Origin of the sequence: Convivina intestini (assembly GCF_003096575.1) — a bacterium.
Taxonomy (GTDB): domain Bacteria; phylum Bacillota; class Bacilli; order Lactobacillales; family Lactobacillaceae; genus Convivina; species Convivina intestini.
Genome location: NZ_QEKT01000001.1, coordinates 20,392 through 36,328 on the forward strand (window position 1 = coordinate 20,392; position 15,937 = coordinate 36,328).

Here is a 15,937-nt window from a genome sequence, read left to right on the forward strand (position 1 = left end):
GTTACAATAAGATTAATAGGAAATGAGGTTAGTATGGCATATTTAGAAAATCGAATTCATAAGTTACAACAATTGTTGCAAAAGATGGGCTTAGATGGCTTGATTGTAACGGAAGGCTATAATCTGCGTTATCTAACCGGCTTTAAGGGGGGTACAGGCGACGGTTTGCTAGTCGTTGGCTTGCATGAAGCTCGTTTAATTACCGATGCTCGTTATCAAACTGAATATCAAGATCAATTGCCAGAAGATGTAAGCTTGGCCATTACGCGCGAGTATTATGCTGAAGCGGTGAAAACCGTAGCTGAATTTGGTATTAAGCAATTAGCCTTTGAAGCTAGTCTGTCATACGAAATTTACAACTATATCGAAGAGCTATTGCCGGCTGATATTAGTCTAGATGCTTTGCCGGGTGCGATTGAAAGTCTCCGTGAAGCTAAAGATGAGCAAGAAATTACCGCCATTAAAAAAGCGACGCAGGCTTCAGTTAAAGCCTTTAATGAATTGTTGAACTTCATTAAAGTTGGTCAAACTGAACGACAAGTAGCTGATGAATTAGATCGCCTGCAAAAGGAATTCGGTGGTAGCAAGCCTTCCTTTGATACAATTGTGGCTTCGGGTTATCGTTCCGCTTTACCTCACGGGGAAGCAACTGACAAGATCATTGAAGCCGGTGACCTAGTCACGATTGATTTTGGTTACTATGTCGATGGGTATACTTCGGATGTGACGCGGACGATTGCTATGGGTCAAATCGATCCTGAACTAGAAAAGATTTACAACATTGTCAAAGAGGCAAACGCTGAGGCAATTGATGTTGTAAAGCCTGGGATTGCCACTGCTGAAATTGATCGGGTTGCCCGCCAGTACATTGAAGAACGGGGCTATGGTCAATATTATAATCACGGAACCGGACATGGTGCTGGTTTGAACATTCATGAAGGACCAGTCTTGACGGTTAACGCTGGCGATGAAGTCTTAGCTGGTAACTTACTAACGATTGAGCCGGGTATTTATTTACCAGATCGTGGTGGTGTTCGGATTGAAGATGATATTTTGGTAACACCCCAAGGACATGAAAACCTAACTGAAGGTATTAGCAAGGAATTAATTGTCATTGATCGTTAAATTTAAGTTCAACCTCTAACTTGGTTAGAGGTTTTTTTGCGCCGACCCGCATTGTCCTTTACAATAAGAAGAAAGGGAGGTTACCATGGAAAAAATTGAAATATTACACACCAATGATCTCCACTCACACTTTGAAAATTGGCCCCGCATTGCCCGCTATTTGCAAGCAGAACAAGCCCAAAATCCAGCAGTTTTTACCTTCGATATTGGCGATGCCATTGACCGGTTAAATCCCTTAACTGATGCGACGATGGGCCGGGCCAATGTCGAGTTAATGAATACCGTGCATTATAATGCAGTCACGATTGGTAATAATGAGGGATTAGTTTTATCTCATGCCAATTTAAACCGATTATACGATCAAGCCAATTTTGATGTTTTACTCGCTAATTTTAAGGAACTACCTGAAAACAATCAACCGGCCTGGGCGCAACCTTATCAAATCTATACCAGTCCAGCTGGGACAAAAATCGCCGTCATTGGTTTAACCGCCCCCTATGAATTGACCTACCGCTCTTTGAATTGGCAACCCTTATCAGTGGATGAGACTTTAAGTCGCTATGTACCAATTTTGCACCAAGAGGCTGATATTGTTGTACTTCTATCACATTTAGGTTTACCAACTGATGAAGAATTGGCTGAAAAATTTGATTTAGATTTAATTTTGGGTGCCCATACTCATCATGTTTTACCAGAAGGAAAATTGATCAACGGCACCATGTTAGCTGCGGCTGGTCGCTATGGTAGTCATGTCGGCCGAGTCGATTTAACGGTGAACGCTCAGCATCAACTGGTTGCTTGTCAGGCTCAGGCAATTCCCAGCTATGAATTAGCCGAAGAAGTTGATGATTTAGAACAGGTTCGTTCCTGGTTGCAAGCGGGGAGTGAAGTCTTAAAGGCGCGCCCCGTCGCTGATTTACCGGAAGAATTATCGGCTAGTCAGCAGGGAGAAGCGGCAATGACGGCGCTAAAAGAAATTTTTCAAGTGCCAGCCGCAATGGTTTCGACCGGGATGTTTGTCAATGATTTACTGGCAGGACCACTCAACCAGTATGATTTATTAGAAAGTATGCCCCATTCGATTAATCCGATGCTAGTCACTTTAAGTGGCCGTGAATTAAAGCAATTAATGGATGAAATTGATCAAAAAGCAACTTATCTTTTAGATCATCCCATGAAAGGCAATGGCTTTCGTGGTAAAGTTTTCGGTGAGGTAATGTTATCTGGTATTGAACGCAACCATACTGGACAGATACTGTATCAAGGACAACCAATTAATGACCGAGCTGATTATCAGTTAGCTACTTTGGATCATTACCATTGGATTGAGTTTTTCCCAGTTTTGGATGATGCCCGTTTAACAATTAAATTAGGCACCTTGCTACGAGAATTTATGGCTGATTATTATCAGCGTCGTTATGGATTTAAGCCCGAGAAGGAATAAAATATGGACCATGAAACCTTAAAAGAGCGCACGATTGCCCAACAGGCTGAACGTCAAAAGGCCTTTGAAGTGGGTTATTTAGGCGATAAAGTTACGATTGATCATTTAGATTTACAACTGGTGACGAACTTTAAATCAGCTTTTGACCCAATTAAATTGGCAGTACGTTACACCCCTTTATTAGCCCGGTATGATTATCTAGTAGGGGATATTTCTGCTGACCAGCTTCGACTCAAGGGCTTTTACAAAAATAGCCGGGCGGTTCCGGGGGAAAACAAAATTTTTGCTTTGGAGGATTATCTCTACGAGTATGTCAATTTTGGCGCTCCGTATTTTGTTTTAGAAAATTTAACGCCACGTGCTCCTCGTAAAAATAATCATCCTGCGCCACGTAAACACCGTTCTCGTAACTATAATCACAGTAATAAGACCAACTCCTAAGCGAGTTGTTTTTTTATCGTCTTATTTAAGTAACCCTTAACTTTACAGCTGGGTAACTAAATGATAGAATAAATTCGTTCTTAATCAAAAAATATGGGAGGAAGATATGAGTAAGAATAATTCATTGTCAGCGTTAACGATTTCGGCCGCCTTTTTGGCACTTTTGATTGTGATGGGGATGATTCCAGGAATACCGTTGGGGGTAATTCCAGTACCAATTGTCGTGCAAAACTTAGGGGTCATGTTGATTACGCTCTTGTTAGGAGCTAAACGGGGCACTGCAGTCATGGCCGTCTTCATGATTTTAATTGCATTGGGATTACCAATTTTATCCGGTGGTCGTGGTGGCTGGGTGGTCTTTATGGGACCCAGTGCCGGATATATCATTTCTTGGTTATTCATGCCAATTATTTACAATGGCATCCTTAAAAGGTTACCAAATCCTGGCAGTTGGTGGGTAAAAGGGATTTTACTCTGGGTAATCAGTATTATCTGGGTTTATGGTATCGGTACACTTTTCTTAAGTAGCAGTGCCCATCTACCTTTCTGGTCTGCCTTAGTAGCTAATGGGTTCTTTATTATTGGTGATACAATTAAAGTAGTTTTGGCAGTCATCATTGCCATGGCAGTTTCGCGCATGCCCGCCATGGCTGATTAATAAAGGAGATAAACATGGTGGAAAGTACCAAAAACTTAGTTCTCGCAGAGTTTTTGCAGCACCCGCAAGAATGGTTATCTGGTGATCTTTTGGCCAACCAACTTGGTATTAGCCGTGAGTCAGTTTGGAAGGCAATTCGTTCCTTAAAGGCCAGTGGTCACCAAATTGAAAGTAAGAAAAAAAGCGGTTATTGTTACCAAGGAAGTTTAAAGTTAGATCCACAGGTAGTAGCTAATTATCAACAGATAAAACCAGCTGTTAAAGTCCTCTGTTTTGATGAGGTTGCTTCAACTCAGATTAATGCCAAGGACTATATTAGTAAAAATACAATTGATGCACCGGTTGCCATTACCGCTGAAGGTCAATTCGGTGGATATGGTCGGCAGGGACGTCATTTTGTTAGTCCCAGCGGCCGGGGGATTTATGTCAGTTTGATTTTGCCGGTGAAAGATTCTAAATTAGAACCCGGTCTATTAACTACCAGTGCTGCAATTGCGGCTATTCGAGCTTTGAGTAGTTTTTTTCCCAACAAAGATTTTCAAGTGAAATGGGTGAATGATTTACTCCTTAATAATCATAAAATCGGCGGGATTATCACTGAAGCAACGATGGACTTGGAGAGTCAGCACTATTCAGCGGTGATTATTGGTTTGGGGTTGAACCTATTGCCGGTTGATTTTCCAGCTGAAATTAGAGCTAAAGCGGGGAGTGTCATGGATGAAAGTGATCCGGCAGTTGACCGTAATGTAATTTTAGCTAAAATTTTGGATGAATTAGTATTAATGTCGACTAACTACCAAAATGGTGATTACTTAGATGAATATCGAGAAAAATTGATTTTAACAAATCAAGAAGTGACCGTCCAGGTTGGTAGTGAGTTCATCAATGGTCGGGTTACCGGTATTGATGATCAGGGTTCTTTGCTGCTAATCAATGAACAAGGACAAGCTGAAACCATTTATAGTGGGGAAGTTACTAAAATTAAGTTGTTATCTAATTTGAATTTATAAAAAAATGACACTATCATCAAGATAGTGTCATTTTGATTTTTACTGGAGGGGTACATCAACTACCCAGCCTTCAGGGCCAGGTTGATCACCATTTTGAATAGCGGTTAGGCGATCGTAAAGCTTTTGGGTCCAAGGACCGACTTCGGTTTCGGAGTAGAAGACATGCTTCTTACCGTTATGGGTAATGGATCCAACCGGCGAGATGACCGCCGCGGTACCCATAGCACCGGCTTCAGCGAATTGATCCAAATCATTGATTGAAATAGTCGTTTCTTCGGGTTGCAAGCCCATTTCTTCGGCTATAGCCAAAAGCGAGTATTTAGTAACCGATGGTAGAATAGAAGGTGACTTAGGTGTTAGGAAACGGCCATCCTTGGTAATCCCAAAGAAGTTAGCCGAACCCAATTCTTCGATATTCTCATGCAAACGGGGATCTAAGTAAACAACATCCGAATAACCGGCTTCGTGAGCCTCTTTACCGGGCAACATGGAGGCAGCGTAGTTACCACCAGCCTTAGCTTGACCAGTACCACCATGGGCAGCCCGGTCATAGGAATTAGTGACATAGGCGGTTGGGGTCAAGCCACCTTTATAGTAGGCACCAACGGGTGTGGCATAGACTTCAAATACATACTCATCAGCTGGATGAACCCCAACGACGGGACCATTTCCAATTTGGAATGGTCGCAAGTACAAGGTCGCACCGGTACCATATGGTGGCACAAAGTCTTGATTGGCCTTGACAACTTCTTTCAAGGCCTCAACAAACTGTTCTTGCGGAAATTCGGCCATCAGCAAACGATCAGCTGAGCGCTGAATACGGGCCGCATTCATATCGGGGCGGAATAGATTCACACCACCATCTTTACGACGATAGGCTTTTAAACCTTCAAAAATGTTTTGACCATAATGGAGGCCAGTAGCTGCTTCATGAATTGGCAATGTTGATGAAGTTTCAAGTCCACCAGCACTCCACTTACCGTCCTTGTAGTAGGCGCGGTAACGGTAGGGCAGGTCATGATATTCAAAACCCAAATCGTTCCAATCAAAGTCGCTTGGTTGTGCTTTTTTCTCTGTCATTTAAATCCCTCCGAGTTATTTATGATATTTACATTAAAAAATTATAATACAAATATAACCCTTTGTTAGTAAAAATAAAAGGTGGAATTTAAATTCTGTTAGAATAGAAATAGACCATTATCAATTTGAATCCAATCAAAGGAGTCGTTCATGCCCTTCATCTTAGCCTCCAATAATTCTGCAAAAACCCAAGAAATTGCCATTTTAGCGCAAGAAATGGGTCAAAAGATTATTAATTATCGTGAGTTATCCAACCAGAAATTATCTTTTCCAGCCGAGAGTACCAATTCTCAACGGCATAATGCCCTAACTAAGGCCCGTTTTATTCATCAAGCTTTTCCGGATGAATATGTTTTAGCCGACGATACTGGTCTCTATTTAGACGCCTACCCGCAGCGCTTTGGTGTGGTAACCGCCCGCGAGTTTAAAGAAAAGGGAATTATTGGTACTCAGGCCGAACAAGAGTACATTTTGAGCCTATATCAACCGGGACAGGATCGCTCGGCCTGTCTTTTAGCAGTAATGGCCCTGATTACCCCGAGTGGACAGGAATTGTTGGCCTGGGGCAAAGGGGGCGTACGGATTGCCGATAATATTCGTGGGGGTCAATGGCTAGATGGCTTGGATAATATTTTAGAAGCTGAAAATGGCTTGACCCTTTCGGAAATGTCTTTGGAAGAGGTAGTCGGCTATCATGATCGTTCCCGCGCCTTGGCCACCTTGCTAAAGGCTTTGCCCAAAGGCTAAACCGTGCTAAAATAGCGGAGTCCGTTTGACGGTATTTGTTGACAGGAGAATCTAATGAGTGTTGAATTAAGTCCTTATTGGCAAAAAATAGTGGCCAATGCTAAAAATCCAGACGGGTCAGCGCGACCATTTTTTAGTATGGCGCCCATGGAAGCCGTCACTGATACGGTTTTTCGTCGGGTCATTGCCCAATCGGCTGGACCGGATGTGTACTATACCGAATTTACCAATGCCAGTTCAATGGTTCATCCCAAGGCAAAATTTTCCGTACAGGGACGTTTGGCGGTAGCCCCTGGCGAACAGCAACCGATTGCCCAGCTATGGGGTTCCCGTCCTGAAGAATTAGCTGGTGCAGTTAAATTACTGCCGAAAATGGGCTATCAAGCCGTTGATTTGAACATGGGTTGTCCAGATGGTACGGTCATTAAAAATAGTGCTGGTTCCGATTTGATTCGGCATCCCGATCGGGCACTGGCTCTAATTGAGGCCGGCAAGCAGGCTGGTATACCACTTTCCGTCAAAACCCGGTTGGGATTTTACCGAGCCGAAGAGTTCCGTGAATGGTTGCCCATCTTACTACAGGCCGATATTCAAGTTCTAACGGTCCATTTACGTTCGCGTAAGGAGATGTCCAAAGCACCGGCTCACTATGAGTACATTGATGAAATTCTAGCTATGCGTGATGAGCTAGCACCGCAAACTTTAATTCAATTTAATGGTGATATTGCTGATTATCAGGCGGGGATGGCGTTAGCTAAAGCCCATCCAGGAATTGATGGCCTTATGATTGGCCGGGGCGTGTTAGAAAATCCGTACGCCTTTGAACCGGTGGTTAAAAAACATAGTTTGGCTGAGTCAATTAGCTTGTTAGAATTACAATTACAACTGTTTGACGAAGTTAATACGGCCAAAATGCCCAAGCATTTTGAAGCCTTGAAGCGTTACTTTAAGATTTATTTACGGGGCTTTCCACACGCGGCCCATCTGCGTTTACAGCTAATGGAAACCCACAGTACTGCGGAAGTGCGCGAAATTTTAGCGGCTGAAAAGCCACGGGTATTGGCTTTTGATCAAGGGCAAGCTTAAGTTTTATCAGTAAATAATTTAATAATTTTTTGGTTGAGGTCATACTCAAGGCGAACACTTGCGGGGGAGCGGTGTTCCTTTGAGTGGCCTTTTTTGTTTGAAATGAAAGTGAGAAATCATGATATTAATGAATTTAATAATTGTTTTGTTAGCCAGCTTAGTGTTTAGTTACCTAGCTAATTGCATCAAATTACCGCTAGTGGTGGGGCAATTAGTCGCAGGAATTGTCGTAGGACCAGCACTTTTAAACTGGGTTAATCCCAGTACTGTCTTGGCATTTTTGACCGAAATCGGCTTGATAATTTTAATGTTTTTAGCCGGTTTAGATAGTAATCTTTCCCTGTTAAAAAAATATCTTAAACCAGCAACGGTGGTCGCTGTAGCTGGTGTCTTGGTTCCCTTATTGTTTTTTTTATATTTTGGCTGGCAATTTCATTATTCTGGACAGTATACTTGGCTCTTGGCCGTATTATTTTCGGCAACCTCTGTTTCAATTACGGCTCAGGTATTGAGTCAGTATAATCGTTTGGATTCGGTTGCAGGGGTGACCATTTTGGGGGCAGCCGTGGTTGACGATCTTTTGGCTGTACTAATGTGGACCTTCTACGCCGCCTATTTTAAGCTTAATGGAACAAGTACTAGTCAGCCCCTGTGGCTACAATTGATGATCTTACTGACTACTTTAATTCTTTTGGTGATTTTTTTATGGAAAATTATGCCCCGATTAATTAATTTGATTAATCCAGTTGATTTACCAGGATTTTTTGGTGGTTTTTGTCTATTATTGTTACTAGGACTGAGTTACCTAGGCGAACAGGTAGGGCTTTCCAGTGCGATTACCGCCTTTTTGATTGGTTTGTTTTTGGCCCAATCGCCTCTTAAAAAGAAAATTCAAGATCAAATAGCGCCTATTGGAGAAAATTTTTTAATACCAGTTTTCTTTGCTGGGATTGGCTTAAATATCACGCTCAAAGGCCAATTAAGCCAACTTTTAGTCATTGTTTTGATGACCTTGATTGCTATTTTGTCTAAATGGTTAGGGGCTGCTGCTGGTGCCAAAATCATGAAAATCAATCGCTTAGACAGTGCCATGATTGGAACCGGCATGGTTTCGCGGGGGGAGATGGCCTTGGTAATTGCCAATTTAGCTTTGGCTAGCAATGTTTTAACAGCTAAAAGTTATGCCACCTTAAGCATTGTGGTCCTACTAACGACAATTTTCACGCCAATTGTTTTACGGTGGCAATTAGGCCTAAATGGTCGGGCGAATTTTTGATGATTTGCTATAATATTGGTATGCAATTAACTAGTCAAAAAATTACCCAATTACTGAATCAACATCAACTTTTAAAAGATGCTCCCCAAGGAAATAATTTACTTTTTGAGTTTTTACACTATGATAGTCGGCAAGTGCGACCGGACACCCTATTTGTAGTCAAAGGGGCTTTTAAAGCTGAATATCTACAAGGAATAGCTGGGGTTAGAGCCTTGGTGACCGAAAAGCCCCTCGAATGGGATGGCCCCCAATGGATTGTGACTGACAGCCAAAAAGCTTTGGCGGTTTTGTCGATGGCCTATTTTGACTATCCGCAAAAGCAGTTATGGATTGGTGCCTTTACTGGTACAAAGGGGAAAACGACTGCTGCTTACTTTGCCTACTACATGTTAAAAGCAGCGACAGGCAATAAAACTGCCTTATTTTCCACGGTTGATCGCATCACCGGACCAACGGCCCAAGACCGGCATAAGTCCGATTTGACGACGCCGGAATCTTATGAACTCTTCAAAGATATGCGCCGGGCCGTCGATAATGGGATGACCCATTTGGTGATGGAAGTCAGTTCTCAGGCCTATTTGCGTAACCGAGTTTACGGCTTAGATTATCAAGTTGGTGCTTTTTTGAATATTTCGCCAGATCATATCGGCCCTAATGAGCATCCAACTTTTGAAGACTACTTGGCTCACAAGTTAATGCTGTTTGACCATTCCAAGCAGGTGATTGTCAACGCTGAAAGTGATCACTTAGAACAAATTATGAAGCGGGCGCAGGAAAATCATGACCATGTTTATACCTATGGAGCCGGTGGTGAGTTTACCTACCTTTCGCATGAAAGTGCCATTCATGAGAGCCGTTTTACCGTTAATGCCTGCTCACTAACTGAGATGGAGGGGGATTACCGGCTAAATGTACCGGGTGACTTTAATGAGTCCAATGCCATGGCGGCCTTGATTATGGTCGCTTTAGCCGGGGCTAAGCATGGCGACATGGTACAGGGACTTGATCAGGTTGTTATTCCTGGGCGGATGTTAAGCTTACCAATTGCCGGGCATGGTGTAACCTTTGTGGATTATGCTCATAATTATGCCTCCATGTCAGCCTTATTGAGTTTTGCCCAGGATCAGTATCCTGAGGGCAAGGTGATTGTCGTAGTGGGTTCACCTGGAAATAAAGGAGTGTCTAGGCGAGCTGATTTTGGAAAAGTGATTTCTAAGTTAGCCGATGAAGTCTATTTGACGGCTGATGACCCTCAGTATGAGGATCCACAAGCAATTGCCCAGGCAATCGCCCAACATATTACCAATCCGCACGTGAAGATTCACTATCAAATGGATCGAATTAAAGCAATCCATACAGCCATTGATGAAGCTGGTCCAGAAGACATTGTCGTTGTGGCGGGTAAGGGCGAAGATCCTTACCAAAAGATTAATGGCCAGGATGTGCCCTATATTGGTGATTATGCGGTGGTAGTGGCCTATCAAAAGCAGGAAGCACAGTAAAATGACGGATTGGTATAGAGATAAAAAAATTTTACTAGCTGTTTCGGGTGGCATTGCCGCCTACAAGGCGGCCGAGTTAACCCGTCTGTTAATCAAGCAGGGGGCCCAGGTTCGGGTGATGATGACCCAAGCAGCCCAAGCTTTTATACCAGCTAAAACTTTAGCAATTTTATCGCAAAATCCTGTGCTAACGGATGCCAGTTGGCAAAGAGATGGGGACACAGTTGATCATGTTGCCTGGGCTAATTGGGCTAATCTCATTTTAGTAGTACCGGCGACTGCTAATTTAATCGGAAAGATTGCCCAAGGATTGGCTGATGATGTGGTATCAACGACCATTATGGCTAGTCGGGCTGATAAAGTTTTGGCGCCAGCCATGAATGATGGCATGTGGGCTAGTCCAGCGTTACAACGTAATATTAGTCAATTGAAAGCTGATGATTGGCTAATCATTGATCCAGTTACTGGCTTCTTGGCCGAGGGTTATGAAGGCACCGGCCGTTTAGCGGATTTAAATGACATTGTGAATCAACTACCAATTCGTTTATTAGCCCGAGTAGATAACATCTTAAAGGATAAACAGGTGGTGATTACTGCTGGGGGCACCCAAGAGGCACTGGATCCGGTCCGTTATTTAACCAACCGTTCTTCGGGAAAGATGGGTTATGCCTTGGCTGAGGCCGCCGCTGAGCGTGGTGCTCAGGTTATCTTGATTGCTACGGTTAAGCGTCCGGTACCTTATGGCGTAAAGCTTATAAAGGTTAGTGATACCCAATCCATGTTAGGTGCGGTAGAGTCGTATTTGCCAGGTGCGAGTGTATTTATTGCAGCCGCGGCGGTTTCTGATTTTCGGCCCGTCCAATTGGCCAAAAATAAAATTAAGAAGATGCCGGGACAGACAAGTTGGCAATTAGCCTTAACTTTGAATCCAGATATTTTAGCAACCGTTGGTCAAGCTAAAAAGCCACAACAGGTTGTCGTGGGTTTTGCCGCAGAAACGCAGAATTTAGCTGACAACGCGCAAAAAAAGCTAGCTAGTAAAGGGGCCGATATGATTGTTGCTAATGATGTTAGTGACCAAGCAGCCGGCTTTAATAGTAATGACAATGCAGTGATTCTGTTTATCAAAAATCAATCACCGCAAACAGTGGCATTGGCCGATAAGTTGGTTATTGCGCGTAAAATTATCGATCAAACAATGGCCTTGCTGGCCAGTAAGGTGCTAGAATAAAGCATCTAAATATGATAAAATAATATTTCATGTAAGGTGAACGGAGGCCAAAATGAGTAAGGCAGAAGAAGAACAAGCTGCAAAGTTTCATGTGGGGGATGTCCTATTGGCCCCTGCCTATGGCAATTTAGAAAAACCATTTACCGGTAAAGTTGAAAAGGTTTACGAAAATGCTTTATTGGTTGAAATTGTTGAGAATGCACCGGCTGATCAACCAGCAGTGAACGAAATGAACCATCGGGCCATTGTCCGTATGGCTGAGGTTGAGGTAATTCAGGCTGCTCCAGCTCCAGAAGAACAAGCCGATTAATATTTTAGCTAAGGCTACTACTAGAAAGACTTGTTGTTGGGTTAGCACGGTCGCGCAAGCAGGGCTCGTCTCTTGATTTAATCGGGAGAGAGCCCTTTTAATTTACTAGTTCAATGAGAATTGATACAGTATAATAGTATTAATTAACCGAAAGGATTGTTATATGTCGAAAAATCAAATGGTGGTGGCTGCCTTAACAGCAGTGGTTCCAGAATTAAGCCCCGCCGAAATTGATGAAAAAATGGAAACGCCTAAAACTGCTAAATTAGGGGATTGGGCCTTTCCAACTTTTACTTTGGCTAAGTTATATAAGAAAGCCCCTCAGCAAATTGCTGCTGACTTGGTAGAAAAAATTGATAAAAGCAACTTTGAAAAAGTAGTGGCTACTGGTCCTTACATTAATTTTTTCCTAGATAAGATGGCAACGGCTAAGCTAACCATTGCTAGTATTTTAGAAGCTGGTGAGCACTACGGTGATAATCAAGATGGTCAAGCAGGGAATGTGACCATTGATATGTCTTCTCCTAACATTGCTAAGCCCATGTCAATGGGACACTTGCGTTCCACTGTGATCGGGAATTCTTTGGCTAACATTACCGCTAAAAATGGTTATCAACCAGTGCGAATTAATCACCTGGGTGACTGGGGAACTCAATTTGGTAAATTAATCTATGCCTACAAAACTTGGGGAAATGAAGCTGAAGTTAAGGCTGATCCAATCGGCACCCTTTTGCGCTATTATGTTGAATTTCATGAAAAAGCTAAGGACGATGATAGCTTAAATGATGCCGGTCGGGCCTGGTTTAAAAAATTAGAAGATGGTGATCCAGAAGCTCAAGAACTCTGGAAATGGTTCCGTAATGAATCATTAAAGGAATTTACGACTATTTATGATCGCCTAGGGATTGATTTTGATTCGTTTAATGGGGAAGCTTTCTACAACGATAAAATGGATGGTGTTGTTGAACAATTAGTTGATAAGAAGCTTTTGGTTAAATCACAAGGGGCTGAAATTGTTGATTTGTCCGACATCGATCCGAATTTAACGCCCGCCATGATTAAGCGTTCGGACGGGGCAACTTTGTACATGACCCGTGATTTGGCTGCTGCTATTTACCGTAAAGAAACCTATAACTTTGTGAAATCACTATATGTTGTTGGTGGTGAGCAACGGGAGCACTTTGTGCAGCTCCGGGCCGTTTTGTCTTTGATGGGGATGCCTTGGGCCGATGATATTGAACATATTGCCTTTGGTTTGATTACATTTAACGGTAAAAAGATGTCTACTCGTAAGGGGGACGTAGTTTTGCTAAAGGATGTCTTGGATGATGCCCATCAACTGGCCTTGGCGCAAATTCAAGAAAAAAATCCTGATTTAACTAACAAAGAACTGGTAGCCGAACAAGTGGGTGCTGGCGCAGTGGTCTTCCATGATTTGATGAATGATCGTAAAAATAATTTTGATTTCAACTTGGAAGAAGTTGTTCGTTTTGAAGGGGATACCGGTCCATACGTACAATATACCAATGCTCGGGCCCAGTCGATTTTGCGAAAAGCCCAACGTGAAATTGACTTGAGTGATTTAGATTTAGATGATGCCCAAACTTGGGATATCATCACTACATTAGGTAATTTCCCCCAGACTGTTAAACGGGCCTGGGATAACCGCGAGCCAAGTGTGATTGCCAAATATGCATTATTGCTTGCTCGTAACTTTAATAAGTATTATGCTAATTCCAAGATTCTGACTGATGATCAGCAGTTAAATGCTCGGTTAGCTTTAGTTGCTGCCGTATCAACGGTCTTGACCGAATCATTACGTTTGTTAGGTGTTCAAGCTCCTAGTGAAATGTAAGCATTAGGTCTTACTAATTAATAATTGGAAATTTTAAATTGCCAAGATCAAGATTGATTTGTGTAATTTAAATAAGGACAAGTATGAAAAAAACAAACTCTTTAATAGGGTGGCCTAAGTTCCAGCAGAGTCTGAAGGCTTTCTGGGACCGATGGCAACTGGGACGTTTATTGATCGTCAGCTTTTTGGCTTTGTTTTTAGTGGTTAGTCTTTATTTGGTGACCATTGCTAAGACGGCTCATGTCCAAAAATTAGAAGCTAACCTGTCGCAGACAACTAATATTTATGATAATAGTGACCAGATGGCAGGGGAGTTATATTCTCAAAAAGGGACTTACGTTAAATATAACCAGATTTCACAAAATATGCGTGATGCGGTTTTATCGGTTGAAGATCGTAATTTCTACCACGAACATGGTTTCTCGATTAAGGGTCTGGGACGAGCAGTCTTGCTCTTTATTCGCAACCGCTTAACCGGTTCGCATGCCATTTCGGGTGGTGGATCGACCATTACACAGCAGTTGGTTAAAAATGCTTATTTAACTCAGGAACAAACTTTTTCCCGTAAGCTTAAGGAAATTTTCTTATCTATGCAGGTGGAGCAAGTTTATTCTAAGGATGCCATTTTAACCATGTATTTGAATAATTCATGGTTTGGAAATGGTGTCTGGGGGGTCGAAGACGCTTCTCAAAAGTATTTTGGCGTGCATGCCAGTGAACTTAGTACCTCGCAAGCCGCTACTTTGGCCGGGATGTTAACCAATCCTAGTGGTTTTAATCCAATCGATCATCCAGACCGATCGCAGCGTCGCCGGGATTTAGTCTTACAGACAATGGTTGAAAATAAAAAGTTAACCAGTCAAGAAGCGGCGCAGGCCAAAGCCACGCCGATTGTTTTAAATGATACTTATACCGGTGATGAGTCTTATCGTTATCCCTGGTTCTTTGATTCTGTAATCGCCGAGGCCGTCAACAAATATGGCCTTGATGAAAAAGATATCATGAATCACGGCTACAAGATTTACACGACGCTGAACCAAAAGGATCAGCAAAATCTACAAAATGATTATCAAAATAACACCCTATTTAATAGTCAAAATGAAGCTCAGGCTGCTACCATCGTCTTAAATGCGCAAAGTGGTGGTGTTCGGGCGGTGATTGGTGGTCGGGAAACTACCCATACTTTCCGTGGCTTTAATCGGGCTAATCAGTCCCGGCTACAGCCTGGATCAATCATTAAGCCAATTGTGGTCTATGCACCAGCCTTAGAATCCGGGTATACCATTGACAGTAAATTACCGAACCATCAGTTAAGCTTTGGTACCAATGGTTATTCACCTAATAACGCGTTAAACGTGCAAACGGGCGATGTAACCATGTATCAAGCGCTAGAGCATTCTTATAATATTCCAGCAGTTTACTTACTAAATAAGTTGGGCGTTAATGTTGGTTTTGATAGTGCTCAGAAGTTTGGTCTACCAGTCACTAACGATGATAAGAATTATGCGCTGGCTTTGGGTGGTTTGACCAAGGGGGTTTCACCGCAAGATATGGCCCAAGCCTACACGGCCTTTGCTAACGATGGCACCATGAGTCAGGCCCATTACATTAATAAGATTGTTGATTCTTCTGGAAAAGTGATTGTTAGCCAACCAGACTACAAACAAAAACAGGTGATTAGCAGTAAGGTTGCCGACAACATGACTCGGATGATGTTAGGTACCTATACTAATGGAACGGGTGCCGGTGCTGCGCCAAGTGGTTATACTATTGCTGGTAAGACCGGAACAACTGAAAATCCTAATGATCCCAACAATGCAAATTCATCAAAAGATTCATGGGCGGTAGCCTATACACGGGATGTGGTTCAGGTTAGTTGGATGGGATTAGAAGGTAGCAGTCCTAATTCTTTGCCACTTGGCTTGATGGGGACGATTGGACCATTGGTAAAAACTTCAATGGGTCAAATTTTACCTAATACTGATGAACGCAACTTCACCGTAACCAACCCTAATAAACCTGCTAGTGACAGTAATAAAAACAACAGCGATAATAAGCAAGATTGGGCTAGCAATGCCCAAAATGCGATTAGCGACGGGGTTAATAAAACGGTTGATGGTGCTAATAAAGTATGGGAAACCATTAAGAGTTGGCTAGGTAATTAGCCAGGAG

Annotated in this window: 14 protein-coding genes; 13 read left to right on the forward strand and 1 reads right to left on the reverse strand. The window is 42.6% G+C overall.

Annotated elements, in window-relative coordinates:
- Positions 1–33 precede the first annotated feature (33 nt).
- From C7384_RS00110 to C7384_RS00130, 5 genes are all read left to right on the forward strand, one after another.
- Positions 34–1,125, forward strand: a complete 1,092-nt coding sequence (locus C7384_RS00110; RefSeq protein ID WP_089937214.1) for a M24 family metallopeptidase — start codon at positions 34–36, stop codon at positions 1,123–1,125.
- An 85-nt stretch (positions 1,126–1,210) separates the two neighbouring features.
- Positions 1,211–2,569: a bifunctional metallophosphatase/5'-nucleotidase gene (locus C7384_RS00115; protein WP_089937217.1), complete on the forward strand. Its 1,359-nt coding sequence runs from the start codon at positions 1,211–1,213 to the stop codon at positions 2,567–2,569.
- A gap of 3 nt (positions 2,570–2,572) precedes the next feature.
- The gene (locus C7384_RS00120) at positions 2,573–3,010 is read left to right on the forward strand and encodes a YutD family protein (RefSeq protein WP_089937219.1); all 438 of its coding nucleotides are present in this window, start codon (positions 2,573–2,575) and stop codon (positions 3,008–3,010) included.
- Positions 3,011–3,116: 106 nt separating this feature from the next.
- Complete coding sequence (locus tag C7384_RS00125) at positions 3,117–3,668, forward strand: biotin transporter BioY (protein ID WP_089937221.1); 552 nt, start codon at positions 3,117–3,119, stop codon at positions 3,666–3,668.
- A 14-nt stretch (positions 3,669–3,682) separates the two neighbouring features.
- Positions 3,683–4,678, forward strand: a complete 996-nt coding sequence (locus C7384_RS00130; protein ID WP_089937223.1) for a biotin--[acetyl-CoA-carboxylase] ligase — start codon at positions 3,683–3,685, stop codon at positions 4,676–4,678.
- A gap of 39 nt (positions 4,679–4,717) precedes the next feature.
- Here C7384_RS00130 and C7384_RS00135 read toward each other — a convergent pair whose 3' ends face one another.
- Positions 4,718–5,758 (reverse strand): branched-chain amino acid aminotransferase, encoded by a 1,041-nt coding sequence (locus tag C7384_RS00135; protein WP_089937225.1) that lies wholly within the window; start codon positions 5,756–5,758, stop codon positions 4,718–4,720.
- 150 nt (positions 5,759–5,908) lie between these two features.
- On the opposite strand from C7384_RS00135, the gene C7384_RS00140 reads away from it, so the two are divergent.
- From C7384_RS00140 to C7384_RS00175, 8 genes are all read left to right on the forward strand, one after another.
- Positions 5,909–6,505 (forward strand): non-canonical purine NTP pyrophosphatase, encoded by a 597-nt coding sequence (locus C7384_RS00140; protein WP_089937227.1) that lies wholly within the window; start codon positions 5,909–5,911, stop codon positions 6,503–6,505.
- A gap of 54 nt (positions 6,506–6,559) precedes the next feature.
- The gene (locus tag C7384_RS00145) at positions 6,560–7,591 is read left to right on the forward strand and encodes a tRNA dihydrouridine synthase (protein ID WP_089937229.1); all 1,032 of its coding nucleotides are present in this window, start codon (positions 6,560–6,562) and stop codon (positions 7,589–7,591) included.
- A gap of 118 nt (positions 7,592–7,709) precedes the next feature.
- Complete coding sequence (locus tag C7384_RS00150; protein WP_089937231.1) at positions 7,710–8,867, forward strand: cation:proton antiporter; 1,158 nt, start codon at positions 7,710–7,712, stop codon at positions 8,865–8,867.
- A gap of 20 nt (positions 8,868–8,887) precedes the next feature.
- The gene (gene murE / locus C7384_RS00155; protein WP_089937921.1) at positions 8,888–10,369 is read left to right on the forward strand and encodes a UDP-N-acetylmuramyl-tripeptide synthetase; all 1,482 of its coding nucleotides are present in this window, start codon (positions 8,888–8,890) and stop codon (positions 10,367–10,369) included.
- Position 10,370: 1 nt separating this feature from the next.
- Positions 10,371–11,600, forward strand: a complete 1,230-nt coding sequence (gene coaBC / locus C7384_RS00160; protein WP_089937233.1) for a bifunctional phosphopantothenoylcysteine decarboxylase/phosphopantothenate--cysteine ligase CoaBC — start codon at positions 10,371–10,373, stop codon at positions 11,598–11,600.
- Between the two features lie 52 nt (positions 11,601–11,652).
- A complete protein-coding gene (locus C7384_RS00165) occupies positions 11,653–11,910 on the forward strand; it encodes a hypothetical protein (protein WP_089937235.1) in 258 nt (85 codons plus the stop codon).
- Between the two features lie 163 nt (positions 11,911–12,073).
- On the forward strand, positions 12,074–13,765 hold the full coding sequence (gene argS / locus C7384_RS00170) for an arginine--tRNA ligase (RefSeq protein ID WP_089937237.1): 1,692 nt from the start codon (positions 12,074–12,076) through the stop codon (positions 13,763–13,765).
- A gap of 83 nt (positions 13,766–13,848) precedes the next feature.
- Positions 13,849–15,930 carry a PBP1A family penicillin-binding protein gene (locus tag C7384_RS00175; RefSeq protein WP_089937238.1) on the forward strand — a complete coding sequence of 694 codons (2,082 nt, stop codon included), beginning with the start codon at positions 13,849–13,851 and terminating at the stop codon, positions 15,928–15,930.
- Positions 15,931–15,937 lie beyond the last annotated feature (7 nt).